Source organism: Vibrio sp. JZG120 (genome assembly GCF_053890955.1).
In genome coordinates, this window is sequence record NZ_JBSRRK010000011.1 from 100491 (window position 1) to 124641 (window position 24151).

General features: G+C 44.9%; 22 protein-coding genes. 13 read left to right on the forward strand and 9 right to left on the reverse strand.

Annotated features, from left to right (window positions below; all coding sequences use genetic code 11):
- Position 1: 1 nt before the first annotated feature.
- Genes ACWPOD_RS19370 through ACWPOD_RS19390 form a run of 5 tightly spaced genes read right to left on the reverse strand, consistent with a single transcriptional unit; the run spans position 2 to position 2601 of the window.
- Positions 2-562 carry a hypothetical protein gene (locus tag ACWPOD_RS19370; protein ID WP_456232142.1) on the reverse strand — a complete coding sequence of 187 codons (561 nt, stop codon included), beginning with the start codon at positions 560-562 and terminating at the stop codon, positions 2-4.
- On the reverse strand, positions 562-819 hold the full coding sequence (locus ACWPOD_RS19375) for an acyl carrier protein (RefSeq protein WP_005382279.1): 258 nt from the start codon (positions 817-819) through the stop codon (positions 562-564). The genes ACWPOD_RS19370 and ACWPOD_RS19375 overlap by 1 nt, the downstream gene beginning before the upstream one ends.
- 15 nt (positions 820-834) lie before the next feature.
- The gene (locus ACWPOD_RS19380) at positions 835-1095 is read right to left on the reverse strand and encodes a phosphopantetheine-binding protein (protein ID WP_005382278.1); all 261 of its coding nucleotides are present in this window, start codon (positions 1093-1095) and stop codon (positions 835-837) included.
- A gap of 13 nt (positions 1096-1108) precedes the next feature.
- On the reverse strand, positions 1109-1876 hold the full coding sequence (locus tag ACWPOD_RS19385) for a lysophospholipid acyltransferase family protein (protein ID WP_395206647.1): 768 nt from the start codon (positions 1874-1876) through the stop codon (positions 1109-1111).
- On the reverse strand, positions 1873-2601 hold the full coding sequence (locus ACWPOD_RS19390; RefSeq protein WP_456232143.1) for a beta-ketoacyl synthase chain length factor: 729 nt from the start codon (positions 2599-2601) through the stop codon (positions 1873-1875). Before ACWPOD_RS19390 ends, ACWPOD_RS19385 begins: the two co-directional genes overlap by 4 nt.
- Positions 2602-2678: 77 nt before the next feature.
- Between ACWPOD_RS19390 and ACWPOD_RS19395 the strand changes: the two genes are divergently transcribed.
- From ACWPOD_RS19395 to ACWPOD_RS19410, 4 genes are all read left to right on the forward strand, one after another.
- Positions 2679-3077, forward strand: coding sequence for a hypothetical protein (locus ACWPOD_RS19395; protein WP_005390458.1), 399 nt, complete (start codon positions 2679-2681; stop codon positions 3075-3077).
- A gap of 27 nt (positions 3078-3104) precedes the next feature.
- Entirely contained in the window at positions 3105-4172 is a 1068-nt protein-coding gene (locus ACWPOD_RS19400) for a methyltransferase (RefSeq protein WP_047009493.1), read from the forward strand.
- A gap of 7 nt (positions 4173-4179) precedes the next feature.
- Positions 4180-5424 (forward strand): NAD(P)/FAD-dependent oxidoreductase, encoded by a 1245-nt coding sequence (locus tag ACWPOD_RS19405; RefSeq protein ID WP_456232144.1) that lies wholly within the window; start codon positions 4180-4182, stop codon positions 5422-5424.
- Positions 5425-5644: 220 nt separating this feature from the next.
- Positions 5645-6385 carry a transglycosylase SLT domain-containing protein gene (locus ACWPOD_RS19410; protein ID WP_079855598.1) on the forward strand — a complete coding sequence of 247 codons (741 nt, stop codon included), beginning with the start codon at positions 5645-5647 and terminating at the stop codon, positions 6383-6385.
- Between the two features lie 9 nt (positions 6386-6394).
- Here the strand turns inward: ACWPOD_RS19410 and ACWPOD_RS19415 are convergent, their stop codons facing one another.
- Entirely contained in the window at positions 6395-7699 is a 1305-nt protein-coding gene (locus ACWPOD_RS19415; RefSeq protein ID WP_082244850.1) for a hemolysin family protein, read from the reverse strand.
- 176 nt (positions 7700-7875) lie between these two features.
- On the opposite strand from ACWPOD_RS19415, the gene ACWPOD_RS19420 reads away from it, so the two are divergent.
- From ACWPOD_RS19420 to ACWPOD_RS19460, 9 genes are all read left to right on the forward strand, one after another.
- Positions 7876-9084, forward strand: a complete 1209-nt coding sequence (locus ACWPOD_RS19420; protein WP_046874220.1) for a DEAD/DEAH box helicase — start codon at positions 7876-7878, stop codon at positions 9082-9084.
- 253 nt (positions 9085-9337) lie between these two features.
- On the forward strand, positions 9338-10000 hold the full coding sequence (locus tag ACWPOD_RS19425; RefSeq protein ID WP_006742864.1) for a potassium channel family protein: 663 nt from the start codon (positions 9338-9340) through the stop codon (positions 9998-10000).
- Positions 9997-11364 carry a TrkH family potassium uptake protein gene (locus ACWPOD_RS19430; RefSeq protein ID WP_176320292.1) on the forward strand — a complete coding sequence of 456 codons (1368 nt, stop codon included), beginning with the start codon at positions 9997-9999 and terminating at the stop codon, positions 11362-11364. The genes ACWPOD_RS19425 and ACWPOD_RS19430 overlap by 4 nt, the downstream gene beginning before the upstream one ends.
- A 356-nt stretch (positions 11365-11720) precedes the next feature.
- Positions 11721-14705 carry a M6 family metalloprotease domain-containing protein gene (locus ACWPOD_RS19435; protein WP_456232145.1) on the forward strand — a complete coding sequence of 995 codons (2985 nt, stop codon included), beginning with the start codon at positions 11721-11723 and terminating at the stop codon, positions 14703-14705.
- A 174-nt stretch (positions 14706-14879) separates the two neighbouring features.
- Positions 14880-15692, forward strand: coding sequence for a sugar transporter (locus ACWPOD_RS19440; RefSeq protein ID WP_301606608.1), 813 nt, complete (start codon positions 14880-14882; stop codon positions 15690-15692).
- A 176-nt stretch (positions 15693-15868) separates the two neighbouring features.
- The gene (locus tag ACWPOD_RS19445; RefSeq protein WP_456232146.1) at positions 15869-17338 is read left to right on the forward strand and encodes a protein adenylyltransferase SelO; all 1470 of its coding nucleotides are present in this window, start codon (positions 15869-15871) and stop codon (positions 17336-17338) included.
- A 212-nt stretch (positions 17339-17550) separates the two neighbouring features.
- Entirely contained in the window at positions 17551-18549 is a 999-nt protein-coding gene (locus ACWPOD_RS19450; protein WP_456232147.1) for a TRAP transporter substrate-binding protein, read from the forward strand.
- Between the two features lie 70 nt (positions 18550-18619).
- Positions 18620-19294 (forward strand): TRAP transporter small permease, encoded by a 675-nt coding sequence (locus ACWPOD_RS19455; protein WP_054867871.1) that lies wholly within the window; start codon positions 18620-18622, stop codon positions 19292-19294.
- Positions 19295-19297: 3 nt separating this feature from the next.
- A complete protein-coding gene (locus ACWPOD_RS19460) occupies positions 19298-20659 on the forward strand; it encodes a TRAP transporter large permease (protein ID WP_005390510.1) in 1362 nt (453 codons plus the stop codon).
- A gap of 42 nt (positions 20660-20701) precedes the next feature.
- On the opposite strand, the gene ACWPOD_RS19465 is transcribed toward ACWPOD_RS19460, so the two are convergent.
- The 3 genes from ACWPOD_RS19465 to ACWPOD_RS19475 form a co-directional block, all read right to left on the reverse strand.
- On the reverse strand, positions 20702-20884 hold the full coding sequence (locus tag ACWPOD_RS19465; protein ID WP_031780150.1) for a hypothetical protein: 183 nt from the start codon (positions 20882-20884) through the stop codon (positions 20702-20704).
- 78 nt (positions 20885-20962) lie between these two features.
- Entirely contained in the window at positions 20963-22300 is a 1338-nt protein-coding gene (locus ACWPOD_RS19470) for a sigma-54-dependent transcriptional regulator (protein WP_005390512.1), read from the reverse strand.
- A gap of 4 nt (positions 22301-22304) precedes the next feature.
- Positions 22305-24110 carry a sensor histidine kinase gene (locus ACWPOD_RS19475; RefSeq protein ID WP_456232148.1) on the reverse strand — a complete coding sequence of 602 codons (1806 nt, stop codon included), beginning with the start codon at positions 24108-24110 and terminating at the stop codon, positions 22305-22307.
- Positions 24111-24151 lie beyond the last annotated feature (41 nt).

Genomic DNA, 24151 nt, shown 5'->3' on the forward strand with positions numbered 1-24151 from the left:
ATTAGTGTTCCTTTCGAACAAATTGACGCACGATCCATTCTCCAGCGAACAAGCCACCAGCAAGTAAGTAGCTGATGAGGCCGTTATAAAGCGTCCATATTTTTACTGGTAGGAAACAGGTATAGAGCGCAACGGCAGCATTGAGCGTAAAAAAAACGCACCAAACGATCGTCACTTTGCGTGTGTAAGCCACGCCACTAGCCGGAAGGTCAGGCTCTTGCAAGCGAGCAAGCCTTTCAATGATTGATTGCGGCTGTTTTAAGCTCAGTCCAAAGACACACAGCATACATACATTGACAACCACAGGGTAAAAGTGAAGCCACCCGTGTTGTTTAAACACCATGCCAAGTGTAATTAGAACAATGCCAACAGCGCCCGTAGCGAGCGCCAAGAATTTAAACTCTTTTAGTGGGGTCTTATTTGCGACGAAAACACGCAAAAGTAACGCAGCAATTAACAAGCCCCCGACTAAGTTCAAGCCAAATTTATCTATACCGAAATAGACAGCGAAGGGGTAGGCAAACAGTACAATTGCAGACAGACCAGTCAGCAATTGGCGCATTAACTTTCCTTCAATAACTCAGTGACGGCGTTAACCACATCGTCAACGGTTCTTACAGCACTAAACTCTGCTGGCTTGATTTTTTTGCCAGTGACATTCTGTAGGTGTACGACCAAATCAACGGCGTCAATACTATCAAGGTCGAGATCTTGGTATAAGTGCGCATCTGACTGAATGTCGGCTGCGTCAATTTCGAACAGCTCAACAAGCGCATCTTTAACTTGTTCAAATACTTGATCTTTATTTACATCAGTCATGAATATACCTACAACTTATTCATTAGTTTGAGAAGAAACGTATTTCGCTAGGTTTGCTACAGAAGCAAAGTGTTCGCGCGTGTTAGAGTCGTCGGCATCAATAACGATGTTGTATTGTTTTTTAATTGCGAGTCCAAGCTCAAGTGCATCGATAGAATCTAAGCCAAGTCCATCACCAAAAAGTGGTGCATCCGTTTCAATATCATCTACGGTTAAATCTTCAAGGTTTAAAGCATCAATAATAAGTTGCTTAATGTCGTTGTGTAACTGTTCCACTGGGACCTGCTTATTAATAAAAGTTTTCTGGAAAAATGTTTTCAGCTAGGTGCTGTTGTAAGCGTCGCGCCGCTATTGTCGGCGACGTAGTTTGCTTTATAAAAGGGTCAATCTCAACTTTATCCTTAACTTCAACCCTGAAAAAAGGCTTTGTTGCCGGTACTTGATACCATTTTTTCTCTTTTGTGAGGAAACTTGGCGTTACCGTAATATGGACAACCCTTAAATCTCGTTCTGTTCTTACCGCAATTTGTGCTGCGCCGCGTTGTAATTTTGGTTCTACACCTGGTGTTGTTCTTGTCCCTTCAGGAAATATAAGCAACACGTTGCCTTTGTTAAATCGTTCATCACAAAGTGCTAATAAATCATCCGGCGCTTCATTGGGAATATATCCGGCTGCTTTTACGATGTGCTTCATAAAAGGATTCGACCATATTGCCGATTTTACTAAACAGTCGCAGCGATTTAATTGTGAAGCAATGAGAACGTAATCGATTAAACTAGGATGGTTGGCAACAATTAAACAATTACGATCTTGTTGAAGAATATCGGCACCAATAATTTCGTAATCGATTGCCCCACTTAACTTCATCAATTTACAAAAGGTGTTGAATGAATATCGAATCACACCTTGAACTTTATATTCACGTTCCGTTTGGTCTGAAACGAAAATACGAATGGTCGGAATAACAATGAAGCTTAGTGCTAAACCACCTAACCCAAATACTGAAAAACAAAAGCCGGTTGCTAGCACACGCCAATACTGATTTAAGCGACTCATTGCTTGTGCCATTCCCAAATTTGTTGCGGAGCGTGAATAGTCCACTGATTTTCATCTAACAAGTAGTGTTGCAAAAACGCTAGGCCTTGTGGCAACGGATGGTCTGAGCATTTTGCACTGATGCCGCTTTGTACCGTGAAGCTATCTCCATGAGAAAGTATCAAGCCAAGTCCAAACCCTTGGTATTGTTGGTTTTCATATTCTAAATAAGAGTCAGGCATAGGCTCATCAAAATCAACAAGCAGGACTTTTTTGTCAGGATTGTCGGACAAAAACAGCCATGCTTCTAATATTGCACTTTGGAATGTGTTTTCTGCCGCAGCGATCGAAGTTAGGGGGATGGGCTGTTTGGTTGCAATGGTGGCAAGCCCTGCGGCGGTATTATGCACTGACTGAGAAAAAGCCATCGGAGACGCTTCTTCTCCGTTAATAATATCTTTAACTAACGCAACACTGCGATGCAATTCGCCATGACGACTCGAAAATACGAGGTAATCAACCTGATGTTGATTAAGCAATTCGATTGCCGTTTGCACTGCCAGTTTGCTAAGTGGACTCATTCTTCTGCGCATCATCGCAGGAATATCTGCAACATTGATTTTGCCATTTTCTGGCCATGTTATCTCTGTTGCCCATTGTTTCCACTCATTGGATTCGGATAAACCGAATGAATTCGCTGTCCACGCATCAATATTGAACGAAATGTTGATCTTCGAGTTTGGCATATTGGGTTAAATTGTTTATTTTACAGCTCGATACAAATTGGGTTTTACCCAAAGTCATAATAAAAAAGGAAATTATCATGTCGCGTTTTAAGCTGTATGTCTCGTTATTATTAACTTTGCTTCTTGTCGGTTGTGGACGAGTACAACCTGTAATGAATGTGGAGGATACTCCAGTTGCTTATGATCTTCAAAATAAACAAGTAAAAATGGCCATTGTGCAATCGGCAACCAACCGAGGTTGGACGATTGAAGAAGTAAGCCCAGGCGTTCTTATTGCAAAAATTCACGTTCGTAAACACTTTGCAGAAGTAAAAATTCCATATAACAACAAATATTACTCAATTATTTATCTCAACTCAGTAAATCTAAAAGCCAGTGATGGCAAAATCCATCGCAATTACAATCGTTGGATAAACAACTTGAATGTTGATATTCAACGAGCTATTGCATTGTTAGGCTCTCAGTCTAAACAATAAAAATATTAATTGCAGTTAGGTTTTTCCGTGTTAAATCAAAATAATGACCCTTTTAATGCTTTTGAAGCAAAAACAGAAGCTCAGAAGTTATCTTTTGCACCAATCGTGTTCCAGACCGCCAGAACGCTCCGAGATTTAGGTATTTTAGCCGCGCTAGACAGCGCCGGTTCACAAGGCATGAGTGCCACGGACATTGCCGAGAAAACGGGCGTGTCAGAATATGGTGTCAAAGTATTGTTGGATATGGCGATTAGCGCACATATTGTTTTATGGGAAAGACCTAACTATTCGCTTGCGAACCTTGGTTTTTACCTTCTTCACGATGGTATGACGAACGCAAACATGGATTTTACGGCTGATGTCTGTTACGCCGCGATGATGCATCTGACGGAAGCGATTCAAGAAGGTAAGCCTTCAGGTTTGAAAGAGTTGGGCAATTGGGAGACGATTTATCAAGGTCTGTCGACGCTGCCAGACCAAGCCAAACAGAGTTGGTTTAAGTTCGATCACTTCTATTCGGATCGCTCGTTTCCATTACTGCTTAAAGAAGTGTTTGCAAGCAAGCCAAAGCACCTAGTGGATATTGGCGGAAATACCGGGAAATGGGCTATTCAGTGTTGTAAGCATGATCCTGATGTTGAAGTTACTATTGTCGATTTGCCGCAGCAATTAGAAGTGGCGATGTCAAATGTCTCAGAAAACCAGTTCGCCGAGCGTGTACGTCCATACCCTGCTAACATGCTTGATAAAGCACAAACATTGCCTGAGCATGCTGACGTATGGTGGATGAGCCAGTTCTTGGATTGCTTTTCACCAATTGAGATCCTAAATATCCTTAAAAAAGTCAAAGCCCAGTTAACGAAGGGAGATACTATTTACGTATTGGAGCTATTTTGGGATGCCCAAAAATACGCGGGTGCTTCTTATAGCCTTAATGCAACCTCTCTCTACTTTACCTGTTTAGCCAACGGCAATAGTCGTTTTTATCGCAGTGATGATTTCTTAGAAATTGTCGAAGCGGCAGGTTTATCTGTCGTCGAAAGAACCGACAACATTGGCCTTGGTCACACCTTATTAAAACTACAAGCAAACTAAATTCAGAATGAAAACAGAGCTCAAGCAAGTTGTCGTCGTAGGAGCGGGCCCATCTGGCTCCACCGTTTCTGCGTTATTAAAATCGCGTGGCATAGATGTCGTTGTCATAGAAAAAGCCACCTTTCCACGTTTCTCTATCGGAGAAAGCCTGCTTCCTGCATGTATGGAAGTTGTCGAGCAAGCAGGAATGACCAATGCGGTAAAGCAGTTTGGCTTCCAATATAAAGATGGCGCTGCATTTCGTCGCAATGGTGTTTACACCCAGTTCGATTTTACGGACAAATATACCCCAGGGCCGGGTACGACGTTTCAGGTGCAACGTGCCAGTTTTGATAAAGTGCTCGCCGACAGTGCCGCAGAGCAGGGCGTCGATATTCGTTATCAACATGAGCTAGTTAGCTTGGCGTTTGAAGGCAAAAAATCGCGCTTAGAAGTTGTTGGGCCGAATAAACAGACCTATCAAATCGAAGCTGATTTTGTTTTGGATGCGAGTGGTTTTGGCCGTGTTTTGCCACGCTTGTTGGATCTTGAAGAGCCTTCTTGTCTTCCTCCAAGAAAAGCGATATTTACTCACATTGAAGATCGTATCTCTCCACAAGAGCCAGAGTACGATCGTAATAAAATTCTGATTTCCGTGCATCCTGAAAATCACGATGTGTGGTACTGGCTAATTCCATTCTCGAATGGTACGTGTTCGTTTGGTGTGGTGGGTGAGCCTGAGTTTTTTGAGCGATACCCAGAAGATAAGCTTGCAGCTTTGCAGCAGTTAGCGAATGAAGAGCCGGGGTTGGCTTCTTTGTTGCGAAACGCGAAGTACCCAAATCCAACAGGAGAGTTGGGTGGCTATTCAGCGAACGTCAAACGCTTAGCGACTGAAAACTACGCATTGCTTGGTAATGCCGGCGAGTTTCTTGATCCTGTGTTTTCATCTGGTGTCACCATTGCCATGAAGTCGGCGGAATTTGCGGCCGATTGCGTGGTTCGTCAATTAAATGGTGAAGTGGTTGATTGGCAAGAAGAGTATTCGGAACGCTTGATGGTGGGGGTGAACACATTCCGCACTTATGTGGAGGGGTGGTACAGCGGCACATTGCAAGATGTGATCTTCTATCAAAACCCGAATCCACGTATTAAGCAGATGATTAGCGCGATTTTGGCTGGATACGCTTGGGATACAAACAACCCTTACGTAAAACAAAGCGAACAACGTTTGTCGACGCTCGCTGAGCTGGTTCGAGAAGCGGAACTGTAAGAGTATAAACTCTCTTAGCTGAGGATGCGTAAACCTAGGTCTTACCGAGAAATTGGTAAGACCTTTTTTATTCTCGACAATACCTTTTTATTTGTACTTCGAGCTTACTGGAGACATCTTGACCACTTGTTTCGAGGTGTATCGAATTTGAGAAAATTTATAGTGATTATGATCACATACATACTCATTGTTGCTGATATTTATATTAAACGTGTAGGAAATGGATTACATTTTGGGAGTGTTCCCTAAATCCGGCTTCGTTGTGAAAACGGTTTATAAGCAACTGTATAAATTAGTAAAGTTCCAAAAACTGCACCAAAAAAAAGATAAGTTTCTTGCCAAATCAATTCGCTTGGTGAGTTCGAACCATCGACTGCGCCAAACACTTCCTTTACTTTCTCGAATTGTCAAAGAACACGACGCGTCAACGGTCTCTTCGGTTGTTGATCCCGAGAACGCGGTGGCGTGGGGAGGCAAAGTTTCTCCAGAGTTCAAATGCAAAGTCATCCGTATTAGTGAAGAGCTGGAGATCAACCCTAATCATCTGATGGCCTGCATGGCATTTGAAACCGCTGAAACCTTCAGTCCAAGCATCAAAAATGGTTCAGGAAGTGGGGCGACAGGGTTAATTCAATTTATGCCCTCTACCGCTGAGTCATTAGGAGTGAGTACGAAAACTCTTGCGAGGATGAGCGCGGTTGAGCAACTTGACTATGTAAAAGCCTATTACTGGCCATATCGCCATAAAATCAATAGCTTGGAAGATGCGTATATGGCAATTCTCTATCCTGCTGCGATTGGCAAACCGTCTTCTTTCGTTTTGTTCAAGCAAGGCTCGATTGCATACCGACAAAATGCGGGTATCGATCGTCACAATACAGGAAAAATCACGCTTAATGATGTTTCCTATAAAGTACGGAAAAAACTAGAGAAAGGTTTACAGCCCAATTTGATGGGATAGGGCCGCGCTTTATTCCACTTCGCTATTGTTAGTTGGTGTATCGATGTCTTTGGTGACTCTGACTTGCATAATGCGATGTTTTTTAACGAGGAGTATGTCAAATCGCCAACCTTGGTAGTGAATGTGCTCCCCAACATTTGGGACTCGACCATAAAGCCATGTCAAAAGCCCATTTAATGTTTGAAAGCCTTCTCGCTCTTCGCCTTCTATGCTGCTCAGTTCGAGTTTGTTCTTGAGCTCATTGAGCGGGATCAACGCGTCCATCAACCAGCTGCCATCTTTTTGTTGCTTGGCCCACACTTGCTGTGGTGCCATGCCCAGTTCTCCAGCAATCGACTTTAACAAGTCGTATAGGGTTACTAGGCCTTGTACATCACCATACTCATCGACAATAAAGACCATTTCCGCACTGGTTTGTTGCATGTAGTTAAGGAGAGGTAACCCTTTCATGGACTCGGGTACAAAACGCGGACGCTTGAGCTGTTTAGCCAGTTTACTGATAGACAATTCGTCATATTCATCGAGCAGGACTTTGGATGAAATGGTGCCAATAATATTGTCCAAACTACCCTTACAGACTGGCCATACGGAGTGTTGGGTTTGGCGAAGGTCAGTAAGGATGACATCAATAGGCTGGTTGGCATCCAGGTAATGGATATCGCACCGTGGTGTCATTAGCGATAATGCTAAACGATCGTTAAGGTGGAGTAAGTTGCGAATCATCAATTGCTCTTGTGGCTCAATCGCACCGGACTCAGAGCCTTCGCTAACAATAGCAAAAATATCCTCCTCGGTAACAATCTCACCGTTGCTGTCGTTTTGGCGCAATAATCGGAGAAAAGTATCGGTTGAAAACGTCAATAAGAAGACAAAAGGAGTGGTGAGCTTGGCGAGCCAGTGGATCGGATAAGCTACGATAATAGCGATGGTTTCTGCGTTGTTTTGCGCAAAGCGCTTGGGAACGAGTTCTCCCACCACAATCGCGAAGTAGGTGATCATGAGCACGACGCTCGTCGTTGAAAGTACCGTTGCTATCTCTCTTTCTAGCCCTTGGGTTACTAACCAATTTTCGAATGGTACTGAAAGCGTTGCTTCACCAAAAATACCACTTAATAGCCCGATGACTGTAATGCCTATTTGGATCGTGGAAAGAAACTGAGTCGGATTGTTTTTAAGTTCGAGCGCTAAAGCGGCAGAGGCGTTGTGTTCTGCAATTAATTTTAGCCTTCCGCTTTTGGCTGCGACTAGAGCGATCTCTGACATAGCAAACGCGCCATTGAGTGCGATTAATCCAACCAGCAGTAATACGTCCATAACGTTTCCCAGTAATGTACACGTTAGCAGCATAACTAGATTCACGCGCAAGAAATGTGATGTTGCGAGTAAATCATGCAGCGCTCTATTATCGGGCTCTACGCGCATGAATCCTTCTGTTACTTCACTGGGATTCTGATACACTACGCGCCCATTTCCTCTGTTGAGACGTTTCTATGCCATTTTCTAAGCTTGGTTTAAGCGCATCGATTACTGATGCAGTAAAAGCGCTAGGTTATGAAAAACCGACCTCTATCCAACAAAAAGCCATTCCAATCGTACTGCGTGGTAGCAACTTAATTGCTGCAGCACAAACGGGGACAGGTAAAACGGCCAGTTTTGTTTTACCAATCTTAGAAAAGCTTAGTCAAGGCGAAACGCAACGTAAAAAACGCGCTCGCGCTATTATTCTTACGCCCACACGCGAACTTGCGCTTCAGGTTCATCAAAGCATTGAAGCTTATGGTAAAAACTTACCGCTGCGCTCAATGGCGATGTTTGGTGGTGTGGATTATGCGCCACAAAAACAAGCCTTGATCGAGGGTGTCGATATTGTGGTAAGTACGCCGGGACGTTTGATTGACCTGTACGGTCAACGCGCTATTCACTTTGATGAAGTGGAAATGCTAGTGCTTGATGAAGCGGACAAGATGTTGGACATGGGATTCATCGATGCGATCGATAAGATCGTTGATTGCATGCCAGAACATGTTCAAAGTCTGCTGTTCTCGGCAACGCTATCTAACCCTGTTCGTGATTTGGCGAAAAACGCGATTATTGATCCTGAAGAGATCACGATTGCAAAACACAGTGCATCTAAGTCGAACATCAAACAGTGGATCACCACCGTCGATAAGGACATGAAGTCGTCGCTGTTAAGTCACATGCTCAAAGAAAACGACTGGTCACAAGTACTGGTATTTATTGAAACCAAACACGGTGCTGCCAAGCTTGTTAGCCAACTTGAAAAGCGCGGCATTGTGGCTGAAGCGTTTCACAGTGGCCGTAATCAGCGTGTTCGCCAAGAATTAATAGAAAAGTTCAAAGCCGGTGAAATCCAGTACCTAGTCGCAACTGGTGTTGCAGCGCGCGGTATTGATATCGATAACTTGCCCGTTGTTATTAACTACGACTTACCGTATCCAGCAGATGAATATGTACACCGTATTGGTCGTACTGGTCGTGCTGGTGCACAAGGTGAAGCGATCTCATTAGTCTCAAAAGATGACTTTAAAAACCTTTGTATGATCGAGAGCCGTTTAGGGCACTTGCTAGAGCGAGTGGAAATTGACGGCTTTGCACCAAGAAAGCCAGTGCCGATTTCTATTTTAAATTACGTACCTAAGAACAAGCGTAAACCGCACGATAAGCGCGAATCAAAATAGCCTGTTTTATCTCTACGATCCAAAAGCCGCATTGTTGCGGCTTTTTGCGTTTTAGGGAGATTCACTCATGGGTTGACAGTGTTGGCTTTTATGCCGTAATGAGGAAAAAAGTTAATTTATGTCATACGCTTAACACTCAAAGTGAGTCAGCTTTCGTAAAGCTTTTGTCAATTCTCTGTCCTCAGGTTTGCACAAGGTTAGGAATGGGCGCAGACTTTTTTGCTTGCTAGTGAATGCATAAGATGAGGCATAAATGAAAACAGGTGATAAGCAATTCGCCGTTATTGGTCTTGGCCGATTTGGTTTGGCAGTGTGTAAAGAGCTACAAGATTCAGGAGCTCAAGTTTTAGCGGTTGATATCAACGAAGACAGAGTTAAAGAAGCTGCCAGTTTTGTTAGTCAGGCAATTGTGGCTAATTGTACTCACGAAGAGACGGTTGCTGAGCTTAAGCTTGATGATTACGACATGGTGATGATTGCTATCGGAGCGGACGTTAACGCCAGTATTCTCGCCACACTGATCGCCAAAGAAGCGGGAGTGAAGTCAGTATGGGTTAAAGCCAACGATCGATTTCAAGCGCGTGTCCTGCAAAAGATTGGTGCGGACCACATTATCATGCCTGAACGTGACATGGGGATACGTGTCGCGCGTAAAATGCTCGATAAACGGGTTCTTGAGTTCCACCCTTTAGGTAGTGGCTTAGCCATGACGGAGTTTGTGATTGGATCTCGTTGGATGGGTAAGACATTAAGTGACCTAGCACTGTGCAAAGTCGACGGTGTGCAAGTACTCGGGTTTAAACGGGGGCCAGAGATTACCAAGGCGCCAGACCTTAATACCAAGCTGGAAATTGGCGATCTCATTATTGTGGTTGGCCCGCAAGATGCGCTAGCAAATAAATTAAAATCACTATGACGCAGTTTCATCAAAAAGGCGTTTTTTACGCGCCAGATGGTAAACGAGAAAAAGCAAAGGGTAACGAGCCGCGGATTATATTGCTGAGTTTTCTCGGTGTATTGCTGCCTTCTGCCGTGCTGTTAACTTTGCCGGTTTTTTCTGTTACGGGCCTTTCGATAACGGACGCTTTGTTTACCGCAACATCCGCCATAAGTGTGACAGGGCTTGGTGTTGTCGATACCGGGCAGCACTTTACGTTAGCCGGAAAAATCTTGCTGATGTTTTTAATGCAAATCGGTGGGTTGGGACAGATGACGTTGTCGGCGGTTTTACTCTATATGTTTGGTGTGCGTTTAAGCTTACGCCAGCAAGCGTTAGCGAAAGAAGCGCTAGGGCAAGATCGACAGGTCAACTTAAACCGACTGGTGAAGCGGATTGTGATTTTTGCGCTTGTCGCAGAATCTATTGGGTTTATTTTCCTTTCCATTCGTTGGGTTCCTGAAATGGGCTGGCAAACCGGCATGTTTTACGCGTTATTTCATGCAATTTCTGCGTTTAACAACGCAGGGTTTGCTCTGTTTTCGGACAGCATGATGAGCTTTGTGAATGACCCGCTGGTTATCTTTACCCTGGCCGGGTTATTCATTTTTGGTGGGCTTGGTTTTACTGTTGTCGGAGATATCTGGCTGAACTGGCGTAAAGGTTTCCACTTTTTGCATCTTCATACCAAAATCATGCTTATCGCGACACCGATATTGCTCCTCGTTGGGACGGTGATGTTTTGGTTACTCGAGCGGAGTAATCCAAATACAATGGAATCGTTACCTGTGGCGGGTCAATGGTTGGCGGCATTCTTCCAATCCGCTAGTGCTCGGACGGCCGGGTTCAACAGTGTCGACTTGGCGCAGTTTACCCAGCCAGCTTTATTGATCATGATTGTTCTGATGTTAATTGGAGCGGGTTCCACCTCAACGGGGGGCGGTATTAAGGTTTCCACATTCGCCGTTGCGTTCATGGCTACGTGGACCTTTTTGCGCCAAAAGAAACACGTGGTTATGTTTAAACGAACCGTAAACTGGCAAACCGTGACTAAGTCACTCGCCATTATCGTTGTGAGCGGCGCCATTCTGACAAGCGCGATGTTTTTATTGATGCTCACAGAGAAGGCAAGCTTTGATAAGGTCATGTTTGAAACCATTTCCGCATTTGCGACGGTAGGGCTTACCGCTGGTTTGACGGCAGAGCTTTCTGAACCTGGCAAGTACATTATGATCGTGGTAATGATCATTGGTCGTATCGGGCCACTCACGCTTGCCTACATGTTAGCCCGCCCTGAACCTACCTTAATCAAGTACCCAGAAGACGCCGTTCTTACAGGTTAAAGTAGCGTTTATCTGCACCCCACCGACCATAACGAGCACTGATTAATAGCAGTGCTCGTACATTTATAAAATATGTGGGACGTTGCCCAATTTTATCTACAAAGTCGCAGAAGTTTATTTCTTCTTCCTTTTGTTTCGATACTATTCATTCACTCAATTTATACCCTCGGAAGCCACACTTACAAAAGTATTTGGGCATCCGACGCTTTTGTAACGTGATGCTAAATAATATTGTGTTATCTGAGCGAATTGATACCAGCCTTAGTCGTTAGCCACTCAATGTCATTCTATGTTTATGGGTTACTGTGTACTGGCTGTGCTTGGTATTAAACGAATCGAAAAGATGGAGCCGTACTTTGAAATTCAACACACTCGCCTTGACTATGCTAACTGCGCTTCTTGCAGGTAAGAGCATGGCAACTACTCCGCCATCACCAGTTTGGCATACTATTGCGCTGAGCGATGGTACCTCTAGTGAGGCAATTTTACGCGGCACTGCCGATTTCCACTGGTTTGAAGATAAACAAGGTAATGCCTTGGTTCATGAAGATGGTATTTGGTTTTTTGCACAGATTCAGCGCGAGTCAGACATCCCAACGTTGCGCTCGACGGGTGTTGCTAAAACTCAATCGAGTAATGCGCCTGAATCGGCGAAGTTTCGCCCGGATCTACAAGTTAAGCCGCAGTTATCTTCTCTAAAAACCATTGAACCGATGGCGCGCCAAAATCTATTGCGTTCGGCGCAAGGTTATCAGGCGATGAGTAGCTCATCGGTGAAGCAACAACCACTGTTGGTTGTGCAAGTCTCCTTTGATGACCAAGCAATGGTGCATGACTTCGAACAACGTGTGTTTAATACCGATGGCCAAAGCGTTGTCGATTATTTTGATAAAAACTCTCAAGGGAAATTCAAAGTTGTCCCTGCGATTGAGAGTTATGGTACCGCGAATGATGGTGTAATCAATGTGACCGTGGCGCAAAGCCACCCAAATTGCCACTCTAGCTCAACTGACAAGACTTGTACTGCCAAGTTGAATGCGGTCTTCACCGAAGCGTATCAAAAACTGGATCCGTACTTTAATCTTTCGGCTTACGACAGCAATCAAAATGGTACCGTAGAACCGTCAGAGTTGTCAGTGATGTTTATTTTTGCTGGTGGCGACCGTTCAACCGGATTCCTTGATCGTCCTTCTATTTGGCCGCATAAATTCTCTCACGATGATGTGGCCCTAGATGGCAAAAAAATTGCCGATTATTGTGTGTTTGCTGACTACCAAGTTGATCATCAAGCGACGTTAGGCGTGATCGTACATGAGCTTGGCCACTTAATGCTTGGCTTGCCGGATTTGTACGCAAGGAACAGTGATGCCTCGATTGGTTCTTGGGGCGTGATGGGTGGTGGTTCATGGGCACAGAAACCGGGAGACTCATACGCAGGAGACACGCCAGTGAACATGAGTGCGTGGAGCAAACACGCTGCTGGTTTCGTTGTACCAACGGTCACTCATGGAAGCCCGATGCCTATTTCCGTGAACAACGACGATGTCAAACTGGTGTATCTCGACCCATACTTGAAAGAGTTTGGCCCACGCGTTTATTTGGAAAACCGTACCTTTAGCGGTTACGACCGAGCATTGGCGGCAGAAGGCATACTAGCGACGTCGGTTAATGTCCAAAATCGCTTTAACGATGTTGGCGCGATGCAGGTTCAAATCATGCAGGCCGATGGTCTGAGTGAGTTAGAACATGATGGAAGCAGTGATGCTGGCGATTTGTATCCTAATGGTGGCAATGTCATTTCAGATACATCGACCCCAGGTCTGAGAGCGATCGCCGGGTTTGATACTGGGGTTCGTATTTCCAACATTGCCAGCAATACCAACGGCGGCAGTTTTTCTCTTGAGCATATAAACGAGCCAAATAAATCGGCATGGTTAAACTCTCTTCACCAAGGTTATGTGTACGCAAGTGGCAGTAACACTCTGGCGGTATCATTGGATTTGAATGCTGAGACAAAGCTCGATGGTCTTCAACTTTACGCGCAAAGCGATAGCGCTCAAAGTGACATGACTTATCGAGTATGGCGATTCCCATTCTCAGGTAACGTGGGCTACCGATTAATATTGGATCAGAACAATGCTGAACTTTTACAGCAAGGTAGCTTCCAAAAGCCATCCCGAATTTTATTCCCTCAACCGAGCCAATTAAGTGTGGGTCAGCACCTGCTAGTAGTGGAATTAGAAGGCGGTGAATTTGAATCGAACTTTGACTTTGGCCGCTTACTAAAAACTGAAAAATCATCCCTGCCTGTAATGTGGACTGGTAATTACAACGAGATAGGTACGTTTGGTTTAGAGCAAGCCGGGTTCTCTTATGTTCCGTTTGCAGCACTCTTGAATGTGGAGGCGAACAACATTGTTGAAGCGAAAGCTGATTCACTGCAAACCGATAAGAATACGCCAATCGATCTGAACCTGATGGACAATGATTTCATGGCCATAGGGTATCAGTTCAATGTGGACATTGTGCAGAAGCCTGAGCACGGCACCATTTCTGGCAACCAATACCAACCTGAAGCTAACTTTGTTGGTTTGGACAGCTTCCAATATCGTTTGCTGTCTACGGATGGCGTATATTCGTCTTCGGTTGTGAGCGTGCAGGTCGAAGTACTTGGTAGTAATGAAGCACCAAAAGCGCTCATCGATGTGGATAGCCAAAAGATTGCTGCTGGACAGAAAGTAACATTGTCGGCGGCAAACAGCACAGATGCGGATGGCGATGTGTTGAACTACCGATGGGAGCAATTGGCTGGTACTTCAGTTTCTCTTGGCAATGCAACCAGTGTTAGCGCAAGCTTTACAGTGCCTCAAGGTATAAAAGCGGGTGAGGTTCTGACATTCCGTCTAACTGTTACTGATCCAAGTAATGAAACCTCCAGTGCGACCATCAATTTAACCATGCAAAACGCAGCGCCAGTCACGCTAGCAGATACGGCGACCGTTGCCGTTGGTGAAAGCATTGTGATTGATGCTGCTGGCAATGATTCGGATGTGAATGGCGATAAACTGGTTGTAGAAAGCGTACAGAACCTAACGGGCGTGGGAAGTGCGAGTGTAGAAAATGGCAAAATTCGTTTTCAAGCTCCGGATAGTGCGGTTGATAACATCAAGCTGCAATATACGGTTTCAGATGGCAACGGTGCTACCGCAATAGGTGAAGTGACCGTGACGGTTGTCGCTTCTTTGAAAACAACGACATTCAAGAACTCTGAAGGTAGTGGCAGTGTTTCTTATTGGGCTCTGATGTTACTTGTTGCATTGGGCTGGCGACGCCGCGTCTAAAACGATATCGAATTACGGTATAAGCCACTCACATTGAGTGGCTTATTTTTTGTGCCTGTTTTACTTCCTAATACTTCTCATTATCTTATGAGATGTGTTTCTCATTATTTTTAAAGCGATTTTTCTATTCAGCGGTTACCCTATGGGCAGATTTTTATAAATTAAGGATGTTGTATGTCAACCGAGGACTTTTCTGTTTCGGCAATATGCCGAGAAGCAGCAGTGATGGTCAGAAGGAACCTACTCGCAATTGTCATTGCTTGTATTCCATTGATCATCGTGCACTCAATTTTTGTGTTTATGTATCCTGAAATGACGGGGCAAGATCAAGCGAACGCTCAAGAAGGAAACATCGCGGGATTTTATTTCGTCACAATCATTTTATACCCACTTGTTGCCGCGATGGCGGCTGTGCGTGTACACCGAATTTATTTGATTGGCGATTACATGCACTCAGCGTTGGATGTATTTCGCTTGTCAGCCAGAGAATTCCGTTTCATTGGCTGGTGGATATTATTTGGACTGATGATGATGCTCGTCATTGGTATCCCGATCTTTGTGTTGTCGTTTCTCTATATTGCAGAAAGTGGTGAACCCGATTTTGTCGCCATGGCGTTTATCACAACGGTTGCAAGCATTCCGGGCTATTGGGTGATGGCGCGCTGGTCGTTCGTGTTGCCAGCGACCGCAATGGATCATCAGCCGCGCAGCTTGCGTCGTTCGTGGAACCAAAGCAGACCATACAACAAACAAGTATTCATTTTGATGGGCTTAATTCCATTGGGCGCGGGATTGCTCAGTCAGCTTATCTTTAGTCACTTTACTAACCTTTTCATGCTGAGTCTTGTGGGTGTTGCCTATGGTATTTTCGGTGCGTACCAGTTGGCTTTGTTATCGTTGAGCTATAAAACGGTCGTGGACATTGAACGCGCTCGTTTTGATACACTATCAGAGCCACCAAAAACGGGTGAAGAGTTTTCCGCTTAATCATTTGATCGCTTTTACATACCACTTCCGTTTGTGAGGTGGTATGCAGCGGGTTAATACTTTCCTACCGCCTTCGCGTTATTCACGCAAAATACCCATGCCCATTTCATGGCTGAATGACAGTGACGTTCACACGTATACTGACAGCAGTACGTCTTTTTATTAAGGAACCCCACATGTCCATTTGGCAACGGGTCAGTTTCACCCATCGCTTTAGTCAATTACCGTCAGCTTTCTATACTTTGGTCGAGCCGCAACCCTTGGAGAACACTCGTTGGGTAGCTTGGAATGGTGAGTTTGCGCAGCAGTTTGGTTTACCAGCAGAGCAAAGCGATGAGCTATTGGCGGTTTTTTCTGGGCAAAGCGAATTCGAACCGTTTCGTCCTTTGGCGATGAAATACGCAGGACATCAGTTTGGCGTTTACAACCCAGACTTGGGCGATGGACGTGGATTGCTGTTGGCGGAAATTGAGCATCAAGATGGCACTTGGTTTGATCTTCACCTTAAAGGCGCGGGGCTAACCCCCTACTCGCGAATGGGGGACGGCAGGGCGGTGTTGCGCTCAACCATTCGTGAGTATCTATGTAGTGAAGCCATGGCAGGGCTTGGGATCCCGACGACCCGTGCTCTTGGCATGATGGTCAGTGACACGCCGGTTTATCGCGAGAAAACAGAATTCGGCGCAATGTTGATTCGTATGGCGGAGACCCACGTGCGTTTTGGCCATTTCGAGCATTTTTTCTATACCAATCAATTGGCAGAGCAGAAGTTGCTGGCGGACAAAGTGATCGAGTGGCACTTTGCTGATTGTGCATCGGCAGAGAAGCCATACGCTGCAATGTTTGGTGAAATTGTTCAGAAAACAGCGGACATGATTGCTTATTGGCAAGCGTATGGGTTTGCTCATGGGGTAATGAACACCGACAACATGTCGATCCTTGGTCAAACGTTTGATTACGGCCCGTTTGGTTTTCTTGATGATTATGAGCCGGGATATATTTGTAATCATTCCGACTACCAAGGCCGTTATGCATTTGACCAACAGCCAAGAATTGCGCTTTGGAACCTATCAGCACTCGCGCATGCGCTATCGCCACTCGTTGAGCGAGAAGATTTAGAAGCGTCGTTGAGTCAATTTGAAGTCCGGTTGAGTCAGCAGTTCAGCCGCCTAATGCGTGAGAAGTTGGGTTTAAAAAACAAGATCGCGGAAGATGGACGTTTATTTGAAGCAATGTTTGAGCTCCTTCACCAAAATAAAACGGATTACACTCGCTTCTTTAGAACGCTTTCAAATCTTGATACTGATTCTTCTCAAGCCGTAATCGACTTGTTTCTAGACCGAGAAGCTGCGCGAGCTTGGCTTGATCTGTACTTAGCTCGATGTGAGCTAGAGGTTGATGAACTAGGGGATCTGATTTCAGCCGAACAACGTTGCGAACAGATGCGTCAAGCCAATCCCAAATACATCTTGCGTAACTACTTGGCTCAGTTGGCGATTGATAAAGCGGAAGAAGGGGACTTTAGCGAATTACACCGATTGGCCGAACTGTTAAAGCGCCCATTTGATGAGCAGCCCGAGTTTGATGATTACGCGAAATTGCCACCAGAATGGGGGAAGAAAATGGAGATAAGCTGTTCTTCATAAATGGGTCATTTCCCACCCATTTGAATCTTTTTCTTGGGTGGAATTCACTCGTTATACTCTGTATTCATGTTAATGGGCTTTGTTAATTTATTGAAATACATATGAATTTTAACATGGTCCATTAATTGCTCTTTGTTGAACATCCGTACCCATCGCCTAACACTTAGTTACTCATGGACGGGATGGGATGTGATTCAACAAGGAGAATAATAATGTTTAAGCCTCTAACTCTACTATCTGTCTCTGCGCTTGCTGTAACGAGCTTTAACGCTGCCGCGAATTGTGACCAAGGTGAAACGGTCATCAAGTTCAGCCATGTAACGAACGCGGACAAACACCCAAAAGGTATTGCGGCTTCGTTACTTGAAAAACGCGTTAACGAAGAGATGAACGGTAAAGTCTGTATGCAGGTGTTTCCGAACTCAACGCTTTACGATGATGATAAGGTGTTGGAAGCACTACTAAATGGTGATGTTCAACTCGCTGCACCTTCTCTTTCTAAGTTTGAGAAATTCACCAAAAAGTACCGCCTTTTCGATCTGCCTTTCTTATTCGACGATGTCGACGCTGTTGACCGCTTCCAAAACTCTGAAGCCGGTGAAAAGCTGAAAAACTCAATGAAACGACGTGGTCTACAAGGTATTGCGTTTTGGCATAATGGCATGAAGCAAATGTCAGCCAACAAGCCGCTCATTTCTCCAGCCGATGCTGAAGGGCTTAAGTTCCGTGTTCAAGCTTCGGACGTTCTCGTTGCTCAGTTTGAACAGCTAGGCGCAAACCCGCAAAAAATGTCATTCAAAGAAGTGTACGGTGGCCTGCAAACTAAGGTTATTGATGGTCAAGAAAATACTTGGTCAAACATCTACGGCAAAAAGTTCTTCGAAGTTCAAGATGGCATTACGGAAACGAACCACGGGATTCTGGATTACCTAGTGGTGACGTCAAACGACTTCTGGAAAAACTTACCAGACGATCAGCGCGAGCAGCTAAACACAATCATCCAAGAGGTGACAGCGCAGCGTAATGCTGAGTCGACCAAAGTGAATCTGGCGAACAAAAACAACATCATCGAAGCTGGTGGTGTGGTTCGCACGTTAACGCCAGAGCAGCGCCAAGAATGGGTCACTGCACTTCAGCCAGTATGGAAGAAGTTTGAAAAAGACATTGGTTCTGACCTAATTGAAGCCGCTTTGGCTTCTAACCAAAAATAATAACGCCTAGCACGCTTAGCCCTCTCGATTAGAGGGGGCTCTTTTCCCCTACAGACGACGTGATGTAATTATGGAACAGACTTTTTTTGCCAAGGCTGGACGAATCACCGATGCCATTGAAGAGACTTTGATTGCTTTCTTCTTAGGTGCCATGACCTTGTTAACCTTTGCCAATGTCATCTTTCGTTATGTCTTTAACGACAATATTCTTTGGGCGCTTGAGCTCACCGTCTTTATGTTCGCATGGATGGTGTTGGTCGGCGCTTCTTACGGTGTGAAAAAACACTTTCATATTGGTGTTGATGTGATCATCAATATAGTGCCAGAGGGCAAACGAAAAGCCTTGGCGTTATTTGCTGCAATATGCTGTTTAGCCTTCTCTATTTTGCTTTTAATTGGCTCTTGGAACTACTGGTATCCGTTCGCCACAGACCGAGCGTGGTATGAAACGGATGATATTCCAATGCCGGAAATGCTTCAGTTTATGGCGGATTGGTTAAACGAGGGAGAGCGTTACGAAAAGCTGCCACGTTTTATTCCTTATTTCGCTTTGCCGCTTGGTATGGCGTTGCTAACGCTGAGATTTGCTCAGGCAACATGGCAAATTGCTACCGGAAAGCTCGACCGACTGATTGCAGGGCATGAAGCGGAAGAAGAGCTAGAGGCGCTTCAAGAAGAGATGGGTGATGCCGGTGATCTTATGGCTCCAAAGGCCTCAGACAATTCTAAGAGCAAGGAGCAATAAGCTATGGATATCTTGTTTCTATTTTTGATGGTGATTGGTTTCATGCTCGTCGGCGTGCCAATCGCAGTTTCTCTGGGTCTTTCCAGTATTCTTTTCCTTTTGATTCATTCGGATGCGTCTTTGGCGTCTGTTGCTCAAACGTTGTTTAATGCATTTGCTGGACACTACACTCTATTAGCAATTCCATTCTTCATTTTAGCTTCAAGCTTTATGTCGACAGGTGGTGTAGCAAAACGGATCATTCGTTTCGCGATTGCGATTGTAGGCTGGTTCCGTGGTGGTTTAGCGATGGCTTCGGTTGTCGCGTGTATGATGTTTGCCGCGCTATCAGGTTCATCTCCAGCAACGGTTGTTGCCATAGGTAGCATCGTTATCGCAGGTATGATCAAAAACGGTTACTCAAAAGAGTTTGCGGCCGGCGTAATTTGTAACGCAGGTACGCTAGGGATTTTGATTCCGCCGTCTATCGTTATGGTAGTTTACGCTGCCGCGACCGATGTGTCAGTTGGACGCATGTTTCTCGGTGGTGTGATTCCCGGTTTGCTAGCGGGCGTCATGCTGATGATAGCGATCTATATTGCTGCCCGTATTAAGAACCTGCCAAAACAACCATTTGTCGGTTGGAAAGAGACGTTTGATGCAGCTAAGGATGCAAGCTGGGGCTTGTTGCTGGTGGTGATTATTCTCGGTGGTATTTATGGCGGTATTTTCACCCCAACAGAAGCCGCTGCGGTTGCTGCTGTGTACTCGTTCTTTATTGCCAACTTTGTATACAAAGACATGGGGCCATTTGCTGATAAGCAAAATACTAAGCCTGCGTTAGTCAAAATTTTTCACACCTTCGTTCATAAAGACACCAAACACACGCTTTATGAAGCGGGTAAACTCACCATCATGCTGCTTTTCATTATTGCCAATGCGTTAATTTTGAAGCACGTTCTCACGGAAGAACGCATCCCGCAAATGATCACAGAGTCAATGATGTCAGCTGGTTTAGGACCAATCACCTTCTTGATTGTGGTGAACGTATTGCTGTTGATTGGTGGTCAATTTATGGAGCCATCAGGCTTATTGATCATTGTTGCACCACTGGTGTTCCCAATTGCGATAGCACTGGGGATCGATCCAATTCACTTAGGTATTATGATGGTGGTAAATATGGAGATAGGTATGATAACACCACCTGTTGGGCTTAACTTGTTTGTTACTGCAGGTGTCGCCAAAATGTCGATGATGAATGTAGTAAAAGCCGCACTGCCATGGGTGGCGGTGATGTTCCTATTCCTTATTATTGTAACGTACGTGCCATGGGTGTCGACTTGGTTACCAACCACCTTGATGGGGCCAGAAATCATCACTAAATAATGGCACCAGATATTTGAAGAAAAACAAAAGAGGTGTGATGATTCACACCTCTTCGTCTATGGGTTTGTAGCTAGGCCTACGAGGGTCTGGTTGGACTCGCCGCTCGTAGCTTCGCCACTTCTTTTTATTCTTGCGCCGCTCCTCGCCTGAACGTCTCTCTTCTTGATATTGCCCGTCTACCATCACGGTATCTGTAATGATCGGTATTCTCACTTTCTCGTTCATATCCGTAACAACCATGATGAATCAGTTATTAAAAATTATGATTCAAGTTGGATATAATACCAATCCTTGGGAATCGTTTTATTTATAGAGCTCTTTATCTATTTGATAGCGTTGCATTTTGTCATACAGAGTTTTTCGAGGCACATTCAATTGCGCCATTGTCTGTTTAATGCTGCCGTTATTTTCTAGTAATGCACCTTCAATGGCTGCTCTCTCGAACTCTGCAACTTGTTCTGCAAGACTTGAAGAAGGCTTGGCAACCGGAGTCGATTCTCCTAACTGAATTAATTTACCCAATAGCACGAAACGCTCTGCTGCATTTCTTAGCTCGCGAACATTGCCTGGCCAGTCATGGTTCATCAGTTGGGCGAGGTCGTGGGATGACAAGCTAGGAGAGCTTTTACCGTAACGTGAAGCCGCTACCAATAGGAAATGATGGAAGAGGGCAGGGATGTCTTCTTTCCGTTCACGCAGTGGCGGGAGATCTAAGGTAACCACATTCAGTCGATAGTAAAGATCTTGGCGAAAGGTTCCCTCTTCAGCAGCGCGTTTCAAATCGACTTTGGTTGCGGCAATTACTCGAATATCTAAGGGCAAGAGTTCATTCGAGCCGACACGCTCAATCACACGCTCTTGCAGTACTCTCAGTAAGCGGATTTGGGCTTGGATAGGCATTGACTCGATTTCATCCAAGAAAAGTGTACCACCTTGAGCAAATTCAAACTTACCGATACGGCGGCTTTCTGCGCCAGTAAATGCGCCTTTTTCATGCCCGTAGAGTTCGCTCTCAATCAAATTCTCTGGTACTGCACCACAATTTACTGCGACAAAGTTTTGGTTCCGTCGAGAGCTTTGTTCATGCAAAGAGCGGGCGATTAACTCTTTACCTGTACCAGTCTCGCCAAACAATAAGATATCTGCATCAGTATCGGCGATGTGAGCAATGGTTTCGCGTAACATTTGAATGCTAGACGTTTCTCCGATAACACGAGGTCCGAGCGTTTTACTTGCCTTGAGAGACAGGCGTAACTTCTCGTTTTCAACCGTTAATTGGCGCTTCTCAATGGCGCGCTTGACGGTTTCAACTAGGTGCTCAGGTGGGAATGGCTTTTCGATAAAATCATACGCTCCTTGGTGTAACGCATTAACTGCCATTGAGATATCGCCATGACCAGTAATCATAATCACGGGAAGATGGGTGTCTTTTCGTACAAGGGTATTCAGTAAATCCATCCCTGAAATACCGGGTAAGCAAATATCGGTAATCACCACACCTGGCTCGGCTCCCTGCTTAATGGCGAGTAAGGCAGATTCAGCGTCTGGAAAGAATGTGGCATCGATATCTGCCAATTCAAACGTTTGTTCTATTGCCAGTCTAAGATCGGCTTCATCATCAATAAAAAACACCTGACACATGATCTCATCCTTTTGATTGTTCTGTGTTGTTAGGAGCGATAGGTAAACACAATGAAAATCGAGCTCCGCCTTGTTCTCGATTTTGGGCACATAATCTTCCGTTCATACTGGCTAAGATTTGTTGCGAGATAGAGAGCCCTAAACCTAACCCATTTTGTTTGGTAGTTAGGAAAGGCTCACATAAGTCCGAAAGTGAGAAATCTCCAAGCCCTGGACCATTGTCATCTACATGAATCCAAACCAAACCGGCATGTTCGTCTTGCTCTATGGATAACTGTACTTGTTTGTCTTGTTGTTCTTTGAGAGCCTCTATCGCATTGGTCAGTAAATTAACCAACACTTGTTCAAGTTGAATGATATTGATCTGAACTTCAACATCGTGCTCTGGTACCTGCGTTTCTAGCGTGACACGTGCAGATTTAAGTGCGGGTTTCATCAGCTCTTTGACTGAGGCAATTACTGGAAACAAACGAGATTGAGCCAGCTCGTTTCCACTGGTTTTTTTAGCGAAAGAACGAAGCTGCTGACTGATGTTTGCCATACGATCAGTGAGGGCTGAGATGCGAGTTAGATTATCTTCCACTCGCTCATATTTTTCTTTTTGGAGGAACAGCTTGCCGTTTTCAGCAAAGCTACGAATGGCCGCAAGTGGATTATTCAGTTCATGACTGATACTGGCTGACATTTGCCCCAATACTGCTAGTTTCGCAGCTTGAACGAGTTCGTCTTGCGTTAGGCGAAGTGTTTGTTCGGTTTCAATTCTCTGGGCGATTTCTGCTTGCAATTCTGCGGTGCGAGCCATGACTTGATATTCAAGTTTTTGATTGGCCTCTTGCTGAATTCTCTCAAGTTGTAAGTGGCGTTGTTGACGGTGATAGATGAGCTGGCCAATTAAAAACAACACGGTGAATGCAAGAGTAAGTACAAAAATGTAACCCATTGTGAGCCAGACGATAGACTGCTTAGGAGATAGTACACGGATGGTCAGCTTGAGCTCTGGTAGGGGCAACGAAGAGACCACCAAGGTCCCTTTGTTATATGGGTAACCTTGTTTTAGCTCAGAATGCGTTTCCTCCACATTGCCCACCAATCCTAGAGTTTCAATTGGCTCATCAAGGTATTGTCGGCTTGCCCAAACTTGTTTTCTTTCATTCTCAGTCAGTGGTTGTAAGCTTTTGAGTAGCCAATCACTTCGGCTGCTCATGAAAACAATCCCGTGCGGATCGCTCGCGACGAACACACTATTTGGCTGCTGCCAGTTGTCTTCTATCTCACTCAAGTCCATCTTAACCACGACCACACCAAGGACGCCGCCCGCATATATGATCGGATAAGAATAGTAGTAGCCACGCTTACCCGAAGTCGAACCCAGCGCGTAGTATTGGCTTCGTTCCCCAACGATTGCTTGTTTGAAATAAGGGCGGAACGCAAAATTTCGTCCAATAAAAGATCGCTCTTTACGCCAGTTGCTGGCCGCGACCGTCGTACCCCATTGATCGATTAAATAGGTATCTGCCGCTTCAATCACGTCATTAACGGATTCTAAATACCGATTGGTGAGTTCCAGTTGGGCACTGTTATTTGGATGCAGTAACGCTTGATGGAGAGGGTCATCTTTAGCCAGAAGGTTAGGGATATGGGCGTATTTATCGAGTTTGTTTTTAATATGACTAGAAAATTGCTCAAGTTGTGACTGGTGTTTATCAAGCAATGATTGATAACTAGTCTGCCAAACCCAATGACCACCTATGATTGCGCAAAGGAAATAGAAGGCAAAAAAAGTCAGCAGAATCCGGTTTTTTTGCGACATCCTTACACTCCCTAAACCTTTCCTTTGGTCACGTAAGAAAA